Below are 13,351 nucleotides of genomic sequence, written 5' to 3'. Positions count from 1 at the left end.
GCCTCGCGCGGGCTCATTTTTTGGGAGAAACACCATGGGTCAACTGATTGCGGGCACCTGCTACGTCAAAGTGGACGGCGCCCAACTGACCATCAACGGCGGCTGCGAAGCGCCGCTGATGTCCGTGAAACGCGAAACCATCGTGCCGGGTTTCTACAAGGAAACCGACATTGCCCCGTCCTTCAAGGTCACGGCGCTGCACACCCCGGACTTCCCGCTCAAGCAGCTGGTGGCCGGTTCCGACATGACCGTCACCTGCGAATTCAACAATGGCAAGGTCTACGTCCTGGCCGGCGCCTACCTGGTGGAAGAGCCGGTCGCCAAGGGTGACGACGCGACCATCGAACTCAAATTCGAAGGCATCAAGGGGACCTGGCAATGAGCGATAGCGTAAAGCTGCGTGTGGCCATCGAAGCCCACGGCGAACCGCTGGCCGAACTGACCCTGCGCCGCCCGACGGTGCAGGAAGTGCGGGCGATCAAGGCGCTGCCGTACAAGATCGACAAGAGCGAAGAAGTCAGCCTCGACATGGACGTCGCGGCCAAGTACATCGCGGTCTGTGCCGGCATTCCTCCGTCCTCGGTCAACCAGCTGGACCTGGCCGACCTCAACGCCCTGAGCTGGGCAGTCGCGAGTTTTTTCATGAGTGCGGCATCGGAGCCATCAGCGACCTGATCGCGGTTGCCTATGACCTGGCCTGGTTCTGGAAGGTTGACCCCGAACAGATGATGGCCAGGCCACTGGATGTGCTCCGGGAATCCCTGGAGCACGCGCAACGGATCAATGCGATGCAGCAGGTGCAGTGATGGCGAACATCAATCAAAGCTTGAATCAGACGAGCATCAAACAGCGCCTGAGCGTGACCAATGTGCAGAGCACGGTGAACATGCTGGTGGTCATGCAAGGCATGCAGAAACTGGACGCCGAGCTGGGCGAGGTGCGTTCGAAAGTCAGCGGCTTCAAGAAAAGCATCGAAGACAGCGGCCTGGGCGGGCTGGATTTTTCCGGCCTGATCAAGGGCGGCGGCCTGGCCGCGCCGTTCGTGGCGGGGGTCAATTCCGCCATCGAATTCGAGAACCAGGCCGCGCGGGCCAAGCTGGTGGCGCAGGGCATCGAGCCGCCCAAGGATGTACTGGGCGAGACCGGCACCAACCTGAAGGCATTCAGCGATAGCGTCGACAACATCTCGCAGAAGTTCGGCAGCGCGCTGCTGCCCGCGGTCAACTCGGTGGTGACCGCCGTGCAACCGCTGCTGGGCTTTGTGGCCAAGGTCATTGAAAGCAACCCGCAGCTGGTCCAGGGGCTGGCCGCCGGCGCCTTGGCGTTCACCGCGATCCGCGGCGCCATGACCCTGGCCACGTCCGCCGTGACCCTGTTCAGCAGCGGCCTGCTGGCCTCGCCCATCGGCCTGATCGCCCTGGGGATCGCGGTCGCGGCCGGCCTGATCGTGGCCAACTGGGAACCGCTGTCGGCGTTCTTCGTCACGCTCTGGGCAGGCATCAAGGACGCCGCCATGCAGTTGTGGCAAGGGCTGAAGCAGGTCTTCGGCTGGACCCCGCTGGGGCTGGTGATTACCCATTGGGGAGCGATCACCGGCTTTTTTGCCGGTCTCTGGGAGCAGCTCAAGACGATGGCCGCGTCAGTGGTCGACTTCTTCAAGCAGGTGTTTTCCTGGACGCCGCTGGGGCTGGTGATTGAAAACTGGACGCCGCTGAGCGGCCTGTTTTCCGCGTTGTGGGAGTTGCTCAAGGCGCTGGCGGTGCCGGCGATGAGCTTTCTCAAGGGCCTGTTCGACTGGACGCCGCTGGGGCTGGTGCTCAATAACTGGGGCGCGATCGGCGGTTTCTTCGCCTCGCTCTGGGCCGACCTGCAAGGCCCGGCGCAACGGCTCAAGGCCTTCTTCATCGGGCTGTTCGACAGCTCGCCGCTGGGGCAGGTGATCAACAACTGGGGCGCGATCAGCGCCTACTTCGCCGCGCTCTGGGCCGGCCTGCAAGGTCCGGCGCAACGGCTCAAGGCGTTCTTTATCGGGCTGTTCGACAGCTCGCCGCTGGGGCAGGTGATCAACAACTGGGGGGCGATCAGCGCCTATTTCGCCGCGCTCTGGGCCAGCCTGCAAGGCCCGGCGCAACAGGTGAAGGGCTTCTTCGTCACGCTGTTCGACAGCTCGCCACTGGGGCTGGTGATCAATAACTGGGGCGCTATCAGCGCGTACTTCGATTCGCTCTGGGCCACGCTGAAAAGCGCGGCACAGGTCATCAAGGACTTTTTTGTCACCCTGTTCGAGTGGTCGCCCGTGGGGCAGATCATCGCCAACTGGCAGCCCATCAGCGAAGTGTTCGCGGCGCTCTGGGAGGTGTTGAAAGCCCTGGCGGCGCCGGCCATCGAGTTTATGCGCGGGGTGTTCGAATGGTCGCCGCTGGAGCAGATCGTCAAGAACTGGGAGCCGATCACTGAATGGTTCAGTGGCCTGTGGCAACGCTTGCAGGCGGTGATCGCGCCGATCAGGGAACTGTTCGACGGCGGTTTCGCCGGCTTCGTCGCCCGCGTCACCGGCAAGGTCGAAAGCCTGACCGAGGCGCAGCAGCAAACCAATGCCCAAGGCAAAGGCGCGCTGGCGCCGGCGTTTTTCGGGGCCGGCCAGCCGGCGCCGGGTTCTTCGGCGCTTTCCACCGGCCTGCCGCAAAGCTCCGCCTCGCTGCTGCAACAGAGCGCGGCCAACAACCGTACGCAATTGCAGGGCGGGCTGACGGTGAGCTTCGAGAACGCTCCGCCGGGCCTGCGCACCAGCGCGCCGCAAATCAACCAACCCGGCGTGGCGCTGTCGTCGCGTGTCGGCTATCGCTCACTTTCGCTAGGAGGTTCCAATGAGCTGGCGTGATCGTTTGTTGCCGGCGTCTTTTCGTGGCGTCGGGTTCTGGGTCGACCAGGCGAAAACCCCGGTCGGCCACAAGGGCCAGTTGCACGAGTATCCGCAGCGCGACCTGCCGTTCTACGAAAGCCTGGGGCGGCAGGCGCGGACCCACGACCTGACGGCCTTTATCGTCGGCGCCGATTGCCTGGAGCAGCGCGACAAGCTGCTCAAGGCATTGGAGGAGGGCAGCGGCGAGCTGGTGCACCCGTGGCTGGGGCGGTTGCAGGTCAAGGTCGGCGAGTGCGAAATGACCCAGAGCCGCCAGGACGGCGGCCTGGTGACCTTCACCCTGAAGTTCTACCCCGACCAGCCGTTGCAGTTCCCCAGTGCCACGGTCAACACCCGCCAGTTGCTGCTGGTGTCGACCGACAGCCTGATCGGTTCGGCGGTGCGCCGCTTCGAGGAGGCCATGACCCTGGTCAAGGCCGCGCGCATCGGCATCGCCGACCTGCGCAACAGCCTCAAGGAGGTCTACCAGACCATCGAGCAGGAGCTCAAGCCGCTGATCGACACCTACCGCGACCTCAACCTGCTGGTGCGGGCGATCAAGGACTTGCCCAAGGAAGTGAGCGCCGAGTTCAAGGGCTTGCTGGGAGACGTCAAGGACCTCAAGGACTATGCGCGCAACGGCTATCGCGGCGTGCTGGCCAACGTTTCGCAGCAGGTGGAGGCGGTGAAGAAGATCGACACGCCCAAACTCACCACCGGCAAGGACACCACCGCCGCGGCGCAAGCCATGGCCGACCTGGTGCAGGACGCCGTATTGGTGCGGATCGCCCAGGCCGTGGCCTCGCTGCCGGTGGCGACGCCGGCGGTCAAGCTGAGCGGCACGCCGCCTTTGGCCAAGCAGGCGATCCAGCCGGTGACCCGCGCGGAAGTGCCGGTGGCCGACGAAGTGCTGGCGCTGCGCAACAGCATCAACGAGGCGATCTGGCAGGCCGCGGAAAAAGCCGACGCCCTGCATTACGAGGTGCTCAACGGCCTGCGCCAGTTGGTCTACGGCCACCTCACCGCCGTGGCCTCGTCCGGTGTGCGGCTGGTGGTGAAGAACCCGATGCAGAGCCTGCCGACGGTGGTCCTGGCCTATCGGCTGTTTGGCGATGCCACCCGGGCGGCGGAAGTGCAGCAGCGCAACGGCGTGGCCCACCCCGGTTTCCTGCCGCCGACCAACGTCAAAGTGGCGGGGGAGTGAGCCATGGGCAACTTCGATAACCGGGTGCTGCTGACGGTGGACGGCCAGGATTACGGCGGCTGGAAAAGCGTCGAAATCAGTGCCGACCTGGAGCGCCAGTTTCGCACCTTCAAGCTCGACGTGACTTGGCAATGGCCCGGGCAGACCCTGGACCAGCGCATCCGTCCCGGCGCCAAGTGCCAGGTGCGCATCGGCGCCGACCTGTTGCTCAGCGGCCATGTGTTCAAGGCGCCGATCAGCTACGACGGCCGGCAGATCGGCCTGAGCATCGAAGGCAGTTCCCTGACCCAGGACCTGGTGGATTGCGCAGCCATCAACCAGCCCGGCCAATGGCGCGAACAGAGCCTGCTGAAAATCGTCCAGGCCCTGGCCGCGCCCTACGGCGTCGGCGTGGTCAGCGAGATCGCCGAGACCACGCGCTTGAGCAGCCACAGCATCGTGCCCGGGGAAACCGTGTTCCAGTCCATCGACCGCCTGCTGACGCTGTTCCGGGTGTTCTCCACCGACGACGCCGAAGGCCGGGTGCTGCTGGCCCGGCCAGGTAGCGGCGGGCGCGCGGTGGATGCGCTGGAGCTGGGCAAGAACATCCTCTCGGCCAGCGCGCCGATGGACTTCAGCCAGGTGTTTTCCGAATACCGGGTGATCGGCCAGCACAAGGGCAACGACCAGAAAAGCGGCGCCGCGGTCAGCGAAGTGTCGGGCGTGGCCAGCGACAGCACGGCCAGGCGCAAGCGGGTCACGGTGATCAACGAGCCGGCCCAGCTGACCCCGGAACTGGCCCAGCAACGGGCCGACTGGGAAAGCGCGATCCGCACCGGCAAGGCCCTGACCAGCACCTACAAGGTGCAGGGCTGGCGCCAGAGCAACGGCGAGCTGTGGCGCCACAACACCCTGGTCCGGGTGATCGACCCGGTGCTGGGTTTCGACCAGGACCTGCTGATTTCCAAAGTCACCTACTCGCTCTCCGAGCAGGGCTCGATCACCACCCTGCAGGTGGCGCCGCCGCATACCTTCGACGCCAGCCCGGTGCCACCTAAAACCTGATGCCGCGCTTTGCGCAGGAGTCGCTCCTGCACCAAGCGCAGGCTTCGCCGCCAAGGACATTTCCATGAGCCTACTGACACGCCTGTTGGCGCGAGGCACCGTCGTGCTCGCCAACTCGGCCAACAAACTGCAATCGCTGCAAATGCGCCTGACCGCCGGCGAAGTGAACGACGACATGGAGCACTTCGAGCCTTATGGCTTCACCAGCAATCCGCTGGCCGGCGCCGAAGGCATCGCCACCTTTCTTGGCGGCGACCGCTCCCATGCCGTGGTGCTGGTGGTCGCCGACCGCCGTTTTCGCCTCAAGGCCCTGGCCCCCGGCGAAGTGGCGATCTACACCGACGAAGGCGACAAGATTCATTTCAAGCGCGGGCGGATCATCGACATCGAGACCGCCACGCTCAATATCCGCGCCAGCAGTGCGGTGCACATCGACACCCCGACCCTGACCCAGACCGGCAAGATCGTCTCCCAGGGCGACCAGGTCGCTGGCGGCATCAGCCAGATCCAGCACGTGCATGCCGGCGTGCAGCCAGGCAGCGGGCAGACCGGCGCGCCGGCGGGAGGCCAATGATGTTTGTCAGCCAAGACCTGCACCGCGCCCTGACCCGCGCGGTGCTGATCAGCCTGTTCACCTGGCGCCGCGCCGCGGACGACGACCCGCTGGACGACGAGGAGCGCTTCGGCTGGTGGGGCGACAGCTTCCCCACGGTGGCCGACGACCGCATCGGTTCGCGGCTGTGGCTGCTGCGCCGGGTCAAGCTCACGCGCCAGACCCAGCTCGACGCCGAGTTCTATGCCCGCGAAGCCCTGCAATGGCTGATCGACGATGGCCATTGCAGCGCGATCGAGATCATCAGCGAACGTCTCGACGACCAGCGGCTGAACCTGCGCACCACGCTGGTCCTGGCCAACGGCGAACGCCTGGACATCAACCCCGATAACAGTTGGCAGGTGACCTATGCCCTTTGAAACCCCTTCGCTGCCGGTGCTGATCAAGCGCACCCAAAGCGACCTGGCCAGCGATGCGCTGCGCCAGTCCGATGCGCAAGTGCTGGCCCGCGCCCTCGGTGGCGCCGCCTATGGCCTGTATGGCTACCTGGACTGGATCGCCGATCAGATCCTGCCGGACAAGGCCGACGAGTCGACCTTGGAACGCATCGCCGCGCTGCGCCTCAACCAGCCGCGCAAGGCCGCCCAGGCGGCCAGCGGTTCGGTGAGCTTCACCGCGGCGGCTGGCGCGGTGCTGGATGTCGATACCCTGCTGCAGGCCAGTGACGGGCGCACTTACAAAGTCACCGCCGCCCGCACCACCAGCGCCGGCAACAACAGCACCACCGTCCAGGCCCTCGATGCCGGCACCCTGGGCAATGCCGAGGCCGGCCTGAACCTGATCCCGGTGCAACCGATCCAGGGTATCGGCAACACCTTCACCGTGCTCGCCCCGGGCCTGAGCGGCGGTGTGGCCGCGGAAAGCCTGGAATCGCTGCGCGCCCGGGTAATTCGCTCCTACCGCATCATCCCCCACGGCGGCTCGGCCCAGGACTATGAGACCTGGGCACTGGAATGCCCGGGAATCACCCGGGCGTGGTGCCGTGGCAGCTATCTGGGGCCGGGGACCGTGGGGCTGTTTGTGATGCGCGACGACGATGCGCAACCGATCCCGAACCCCGAGCAACTGGCGGAGGTCCAGGCCTACATCGAACCGCTGCGCCCGGTGACGGCCGAGCTGCATGTGCTGGCGCCGCAGCAGGCGCCCGTGACCTACAGCCTGCGCTTGTCGCCGGACACCAGCGCGGTGCGTGCGGCGGTCGAGGCCCAGCTGCGCGATCTGCACAACCGCGAGGCCGGCCTGGGCGACACCTTGCTGATCAGCCATATTCGCGAGGCCATCAGCAGTGCCGCCGGTGAGAACGATCACCGGCTCAGCGCGCCGGCCGCGGATGTTCCCGCCGCCAGTAACCAGTTGCTGACGTTCGGAGGTTGCGTATGGCTGGAGTAAGAACCGCCGCGCAATACCAGAGCCAGCTGCGCAGCCTGCTGCCCAGCGGCCCGGCCTGGGACCCGGAGCGGGTGCCGGAGCTTGAGGAGGTGCTTGAGGGCATTTCCCAGGAGCTGGCGCGCCTCGACGCTCGCGCGGCCGACCTGCTCAACGAAATGGACCCGGCCGGTGCCAGCGAACTGGTCCCGGATTGGGAACGGGTGATGAACCTGCCCGATCCCTGCCTGGGCCCGACCCCGCTGTTCGACGACCGCCGTCTGGCCGTGCGCCGGCGGCTGCTGGCCGTCGGCAGCCAGGCGATCGCCTATTACATCGAGATCGCCCGCAGCCAGGGTTACCCGAATGCCACCATCACCGAGCACGAAGCCCCCCGCATGGGCCGCGCGCGGTTTGGCCAGGCACATTTCGGCACCTGGCAGGCGCAATTCATGTGGACCCTCAACACCGGCGGACGGCTGCTCCTGGGGCGTCGTTTCAACGCCAGTTACTGGGGCGAACGTTTCGGCATGAACCCGGGCTCGGCCCTGGAATGCCAGATCCACCGCAGCGCACCGGCCCATACGCGGGTGCACATCAATTATGACTAGGGGATAGACCGATGGATTATCCGAAAAGCGTGCCCAGCGCGGGCCTGGTCAACGGCAGGTTCGTCGATGAGAACCCGCTGACCGGCACGCCGGGATCGTTGATTCCGGCGGATTGGGGCAATGGGGTGACCCAGGAACTGCTGGCCGTGATCACGGCCGCCGAACTGACCCCCAGCGAGGCAAACCTGACGCAGCTGCTGAGCGCGATTCGCAGCATCAGCCGCAAGAGCGCAGGGCTCGGCATTCAGCGCTTCACCGCCAACGGCAGCTTCACCGTGCCGGAGGGCGTGACGAAGATCTGGCTGAGTGGGTGTGCGGGTGGGGGTGGTGGGGGGGCATGTCCGGGAGGCACGAGCGCGACTGCTTCCGGTGGCGGCGGCGGTGGTGCCGGGCAGCCGGTTATCCGCTTTCCTGTCACCGTGACGCCGGGGCAGGTCATTCCTGTGGTGATCGGGGCGGCCGGGGTGGGTGGCAATGGCGCGGTATTGGCGACCAGTGGGGGCAATACATTGGTCGGCACAGCCGGCTCCCTGTTGTCGCTGTCTGGTGGGAATGGAGGTCCCCCTGGGGTCAATCTCTCTGGTTATGTGCCAGGTCCTCCAGGAGGCAATGGTTTTCCGGCAGGAGGTGATGCTACGGATGTCTCGCCCAATACTGTTGCCGGTATAGGAGGGGCAGGGGCTAGCGGGCCATTCGGTGCGGGTGGAGGCATCGCGAGATCGGGTACGTCCTCCGGGGTCCCAGGTAAGCCAGCCTTTGGTTATGGCGCTGGCGGTAGCGGCGCGGGTGGCTATTACATTGCGGGTGTCGGGCTTGCCCAGCCTGGCGGCAATGGCGTGCCCGGTTTCATGCTGATCGAGTGGTGAAAACATGACGAAGCAAGTTCTTTATTGCCTGGCGACCGGAGTCGTTGTCGAGTGGCAAGACACTGAGCAATTTGCCTATGCGGCCCCTTCCAGCGCCCTGGGTGTTTTGCCGGTCACGGCTGAGCAGTGGAAGTGTAAAGAGGCACTGCACTATGTGTTTGGAGGGGCCCTGAGCAGGGTCGAGACGCCCCAGCCATCAGCGGTTCACGAATGGGATGGCAGTCAATGGACAGCCGATGCCAGCCAGGTCGTGATGCTGGAGCAAGAGAAAGTGGAACATCTTTGTTCCAGGGTCGATGCAGAGGCCGACAGCGTTCGCCAGGTCCTGTTCGGCGATCCGCTGCGTGTCATGGAGTATGCCCAGGCCGCTGCCGAGGCTCGGCTGTTCAAGGAGTCGGGTTATCCAAAAAAGGTCGTGCCTCCTGCGGTCAGTGCCTGGGTGGCCAAAGGCCGGACGGCAAAGCAGGCCGCAGACGAGATGCTCGAAAAAGCGGCCGAGTCCGACAGCAAACTGCTTGCCATTCGCACCCTGCGACTGCAGGCAAAGGAGCGCATCCGAGCGCAGGCCGCCAAGGGTAAGCAGGACGCTGCGCAAGATGCCTGTGAGGCGGCGATCCAGGCGATTCGCCAGGTCGTCGACAGCTGAGCTGAATCCTTGCGCGGCTTTTTCAGGCCGCCCTCTCACAGCCGCCAAGGCAGTCAGTGATTTGATGAGCTTCAGTGCGGCGGCGCCTGCTCACCATGGGCAATCGGCTCGCGACGCACCTCATCGAAATAGCCTGCTGCCTGGAAGCCCCCTGCGCCTCTTTTATCGAAGCCATGTGCCTAGCAGGGCACGTTCGATCATTTCGCCAGCAGGAAAGAGTCATTCACTTTTCCCCCGACAACGGCAGGTATTGCCGGCGCTGCAGGACATGTTCCGGCAGGGCTTCGCAACACCCGATTCAACACAGTTCGACCAGCCCATGGTCTGGTGAACATCAACTATGAGTAGAGATTAGAGCAATGGATTATCCAACGAGGGTGCCCGGTGTCGGGCTGGTGAATGGGAAGTTTGTCGACGAAAACCCGATGGCCGGGACCCCGGGATCATTGATTCCCGCTAGCTGGGGCAATGCGGTGACACAGGAGATCCTGAATGTCATCAAATCGGCCGGTCTGGTCCCCGACGAGGAATCGACCACGCAGTTGCTGCAGGCGATCCAGAGTTTCGCTGCCCGGGATTTCAAGGATTCCGTACGTGTCGCCACCACCGGTTCCGTTGCTTTGAGCGGACTGCAAGCCATTGATGGCGTGCAGCTCACGACCTCCGATCGTGTGCTGGTCAAGGATCAGGCTAATGCGGCGCAGAACGGGCTTTATATCGTTTCGGCCGATTCCTGGTCGCGAGCGCCGGATGCGGCGCTGGATTATCAGGTGACGTCCAACTTTATTGTCGGGACGGACGAAGGGCAGGTTAACAAGTCGCGTATCTGGCAAATGACCACCACAGGACCGATTACCGTCGGGGCCACGCCCCTGGTTTTTGAACTGATGGCTGGGGCCACCGGCGTGGCTGCCGGGGAATATCGGAAAGTAGTGGTCAATGCGCGCGGCCAGGTGACTTCGGGATCGAACCCGACGACCCTGGATGGTTATGCGATTACTGATGCTTACAGCAAAACGGCGGCGAACAATGCCTTCGTCAAGCAGGGTGGGGTCGGTACCCAATTAACCAACTCGGTCTATATCGGCTGGGATGGGCAAAACGTTCTTATCCAGGTCGATGCCACCAACTTCGGCAGCCTGTGGTGTTCGCGAAACTTCGATCCTTCGAAAAAGGCCGATGTTTCCGAGGTGTACAACAAGACGGCGACCAATGGGTTGCTGGATGCCAAGATCAGTTCCGATGCTTGCTCTATTGCTGGTTTTGCCAGCGGCAATTCAGCATCGCCGTATATGCGCAATAAAAACAACAACGAATATGTGGGTCTGGCCAGGGCTGCGACTACTTTGGGTGGGTATGGCATTACCGATGCGTATACCGCGACTCAGGTTAATTCCTTTTTAGGCGACCGGATTTTAAGAGATTCGATTACTTATGCGGGGTTTGCAGGTAATGACCCCAACTCCCCTTACTTCAGAAGGGCTTCCGATAATGGCGTTTATTATCTTCAGCCACGGCTTAGCTTTACTCCGGTACGCCAGGGTGGCGGGAATGGGCAGAGCAACAATCAGGTCATGGTGGGATGGGCGGCCGATGGCTCGGGACTCAGGGTGCAAGTCGATGCTACCGATCTTGGAACCGTCTGGACCGACCATATCGGTAACTGGAAGGCGGTAACTGCGCAGGCCACGGCAGGTGCCGGCGCGGTCGGGTCTTATGCCTTGCTCGTTGTTGGCGGTGGCGGTGGTACCGGGCCCGGCGAGCTGGTAGCCGGCGTGAATTGCCGGTTTACCGCCACCGACGGTTCTGCCTGGGGCGGTGCGCCCGCGGGCACTTGGCGGATCATGGGTGCCGTCCGGAACACCGATGGCGCGAGCCCCGACTCTACAACTCTATGCTTGAGGATCTCTTAATATGATGAAGGTATTGAGTGCTCGTACGCCGTGCTGGAACGACCTGGCTCATACAACGCTTAATTTGTATGTGACTTTCGAAGAGAGCAGGGAGTCGCTTGGCGAAATCATATTTACTGCTTCTCCCGATGACCCGGAATTACATGGTCGTGAATTGTTTGATCGTGCAGTGGCTTTGGAATTTGGTGATATCGCCGAGCCGGGGGTTGATGTGATTAAGAGCAATATGTTGCTACAACGCGCCGAACTGACGGCTGTCGCCAACTCCATGATCGAGAAGTTGCAGGCCGACGTGAATATCCTGCAAGACTCCGTGGAACTTGAAATTGCCACGGATAAGGAGATCGCGGCCTTGGCCACGAAGAAGATCTCTTTGAGTACCTGGAAAAAGTACCGGGTGCTGCTATCGCGGGTGCAGGAGCAAGAGGGGTTTCCAACGGTTATCGAATGGCCCGAGATTCCTGCTGAGTGATGTAATTGAAGAGGTTAGGTGATGGATTATCCGAATAGTGTTCCAAGTGTTGGTTTGGTCGGTGGTCGGTTTGTCGATGAAAATGCGATTTCTGGTGCACCAGGATCATTGATTCCAGCAGCTTGGGGCAATGGTATAACTCAAGAAATATTGGCAGTAATAAAGAACGCAGGAATAGCACCGGATGAAAACGATAACGGTCAGTTGCTGAAGGCATTGCAAGTTATTGTTGGTAAAGCAAGCCCGATGCTTTCAGTGGTGAAAAATGTTGCGGTTTCCAGATTGCTGGAGCCTGACGAACTGGGTTTGTTACTCATCAACGGTGCGGCAGATTCGGTATCGATAACGCTTCCTCCCAGCAATGCAGGCCTGGGAGTGCGTGATGTTATCGTGCGCCGCGTCGACAACAGCGGTAACCGCTTGGTAGTGCAATGTTCGGGAACCGACAACATCAAGTTCCACACTCATTTACGTCCTGCTGGTTATCCCTTCCTGGTGCTTATGGGCGCAGGGGATTGGTGGCATCTGCGCAGCGATGGTGCTGGAAGTTGGTGGCCGGTAGGTCGGTTCGATAGTACGCCTCTGGGGCGTCCGGTCTTTGAAACGACGACCGCTTTCAGCCCCGGTGGTTATGGCGCCTTGAACGGGGCGATTCTCAGTCGCGCCGAATGGCCCTGGCTGTGGGATCACGCCAAGGTGTCGGGAATGATGTGGACCGAGGCTACGCGAGTCGGCGCGGAAGGAGGCTGGACTAGTGGTGATGGCGCGCTGACGTTTCGAGGGCCCGAAGGGCGGGGTGAGTTCCTGCGGGTTCTGGACGAAGGGCGAGGAATCGATCCGGGTCGTAATCCTGGCGTTGTCCAACGAGACCAGAATCGGGCGCACATCCATACGCCGACGGCGGTGGCGGTGGGGGAAGGGGCTGCGAATGGAGCGGTCTTCCAGACGTCGGTCTGGTCTCTGAGGTACACGCTTCCCTACCAGTTGGTTGGGACCACACCTGTGGGTACCGGTTTATCCAACGAAGGAGGCGCAGAGGCGCGTCCCCATAACGTTGCCTACCCTGGCCGGTTGAAACTGATCTGAGACGAAATGATGAACTACCTGATTGATGTATCGGGGGCTCTGATCGGCCCTGTCGAGTTTCCCCTTATTCCTGGTTTGGGCATTCAGTTACCAAATAATGCTGTAACTCTGGACCAGCAGCTCGATGAGCCAATGTCTGGTCATGTATGGGCCCTTATTGGAGGCTGGCCTCAACAAGTTCTTGATTTGCGTGGTGTGGTCTATAGCACCGATACAGGTGAATCCGTGGAGTGGTCCGAGGTGGGTGACCTGCCAGAAGGATTTACGAAAACGGCGCCACCGGGACCGTACTTCAGTTGGCACGAGGGTTCCTGGCAGCTTGATGTAAAAGCACAACAGGCAGCAGCAACACTCGCCGCTCAAAGTGAACGGGACAAACTATTGGGTGAGGCGTCGTTGCGCATGGCGCCCCTTCAATACGCCCTTGAACTGGGAGAAGCCTCATCCGAGGAACAATCTGCCTTACTGGAGTGGAAGCGCTATTGCGTTGCCTTGAACCGTATCGAGCAGCAGCCAGGTTATCCGCTTGAAGTTGAGTGGCCAGTGCTAACTCTAGATGCCCCCCGTGGACGATTGAATGCCTTGCGATCTTTCTTCCGCGCTAAATAAACCCAAGTCAGGGGGACACT

General features: G+C 62.4%; 15 protein-coding genes. All 15 read left to right on the top strand.

Going from position 1 to position 13,351, the window contains the following annotated elements:
• Positions 1-34 precede the first annotated feature (34 nt).
• The 15 genes from BLV20_RS07740 to BLV20_RS07670 all read left to right on the top strand — a co-directional run bounded on the left by BLV20_RS07740 (position 35) and on the right by BLV20_RS07670 (position 13,331).
• Positions 35-382, top strand: coding sequence for a phage tail tube protein (locus BLV20_RS07740; protein WP_092299293.1), 348 nt, complete (start codon positions 35-37; stop codon positions 380-382).
• Positions 379-675 (top strand): phage tail assembly protein, encoded by a 297-nt coding sequence (locus BLV20_RS07735; RefSeq protein ID WP_092299290.1) that lies wholly within the window; start codon positions 379-381, stop codon positions 673-675. Before BLV20_RS07740 ends, BLV20_RS07735 begins: the two co-directional genes overlap by 4 nt.
• Before the next feature lie 130 nt (positions 676-805).
• Positions 806-2,881, top strand: coding sequence for a phage tail family protein (locus BLV20_RS07730; protein WP_092299287.1), 2,076 nt, complete (start codon positions 806-808; stop codon positions 2,879-2,881).
• On the top strand, positions 2,868-4,106 hold the full coding sequence (locus BLV20_RS07725; protein ID WP_092299284.1) for a DNA circularization protein: 1,239 nt from the start codon (positions 2,868-2,870) through the stop codon (positions 4,104-4,106). The genes BLV20_RS07730 and BLV20_RS07725 overlap by 14 nt, the downstream gene beginning before the upstream one ends.
• Before the next feature lie 3 nt (positions 4,107-4,109).
• Positions 4,110-5,150 carry a phage baseplate assembly protein gene (locus BLV20_RS07720; RefSeq protein ID WP_092299281.1) on the top strand — a complete coding sequence of 347 codons (1,041 nt, stop codon included), beginning with the start codon at positions 4,110-4,112 and terminating at the stop codon, positions 5,148-5,150.
• A 64-nt stretch (positions 5,151-5,214) separates the two neighbouring features.
• A complete protein-coding gene (locus BLV20_RS07715) occupies positions 5,215-5,724 on the top strand; it encodes a phage baseplate assembly protein V (RefSeq protein WP_092299278.1) in 510 nt (169 codons plus the stop codon).
• The gene (locus BLV20_RS07710; protein WP_092299275.1) at positions 5,724-6,122 is read left to right on the top strand and encodes a phage GP46 family protein; all 399 of its coding nucleotides are present in this window, start codon (positions 5,724-5,726) and stop codon (positions 6,120-6,122) included. The genes BLV20_RS07715 and BLV20_RS07710 overlap by 1 nt, the downstream gene beginning before the upstream one ends.
• Positions 6,112-7,152: a baseplate J/gp47 family protein gene (locus BLV20_RS07705; RefSeq protein WP_092299272.1), complete on the top strand. Its 1,041-nt coding sequence runs from the start codon at positions 6,112-6,114 to the stop codon at positions 7,150-7,152. The genes BLV20_RS07710 and BLV20_RS07705 overlap by 11 nt, the downstream gene beginning before the upstream one ends.
• Complete coding sequence (locus BLV20_RS07700; protein ID WP_092299269.1) at positions 7,140-7,739, top strand: YmfQ family protein; 600 nt, start codon at positions 7,140-7,142, stop codon at positions 7,737-7,739. The genes BLV20_RS07705 and BLV20_RS07700 overlap by 13 nt, the downstream gene beginning before the upstream one ends.
• 11 nt (positions 7,740-7,750) lie before the next feature.
• Complete coding sequence (locus BLV20_RS07695; RefSeq protein ID WP_092299266.1) at positions 7,751-8,605, top strand: glycine-rich domain-containing protein; 855 nt, start codon at positions 7,751-7,753, stop codon at positions 8,603-8,605.
• A 4-nt stretch (positions 8,606-8,609) separates the two neighbouring features.
• The gene (locus BLV20_RS07690) at positions 8,610-9,251 is read left to right on the top strand and encodes a hypothetical protein (RefSeq protein ID WP_092299263.1); all 642 of its coding nucleotides are present in this window, start codon (positions 8,610-8,612) and stop codon (positions 9,249-9,251) included.
• Between the two features lie 359 nt (positions 9,252-9,610).
• A complete protein-coding gene (locus BLV20_RS07685; protein WP_092299260.1) occupies positions 9,611-11,164 on the top strand; it encodes a phage tail protein in 1,554 nt (517 codons plus the stop codon).
• 1 nt (position 11,165) lies between these two features.
• The gene (locus BLV20_RS07680; RefSeq protein ID WP_305883256.1) at positions 11,166-11,636 is read left to right on the top strand and encodes a tail fiber assembly protein; all 471 of its coding nucleotides are present in this window, start codon (positions 11,166-11,168) and stop codon (positions 11,634-11,636) included.
• A 21-nt stretch (positions 11,637-11,657) separates the two neighbouring features.
• Complete coding sequence (locus BLV20_RS07675; RefSeq protein ID WP_092299257.1) at positions 11,658-12,722, top strand: phage tail protein; 1,065 nt, start codon at positions 11,658-11,660, stop codon at positions 12,720-12,722.
• A gap of 6 nt (positions 12,723-12,728) precedes the next feature.
• Positions 12,729-13,331, top strand: coding sequence for a tail fiber assembly protein (locus BLV20_RS07670; RefSeq protein ID WP_092299254.1), 603 nt, complete (start codon positions 12,729-12,731; stop codon positions 13,329-13,331).
• Positions 13,332-13,351 lie beyond the last annotated feature (20 nt).

The organism is Pseudomonas sp. NFIX28 (assembly GCF_900107395.1).
GTDB lineage: Bacteria > Pseudomonadota > Gammaproteobacteria > Pseudomonadales > Pseudomonadaceae > Aquipseudomonas.
Note: the sequence above shows the minus strand (reverse complement) of the source record. Positions and strands in the feature narration are given on the sequence as shown.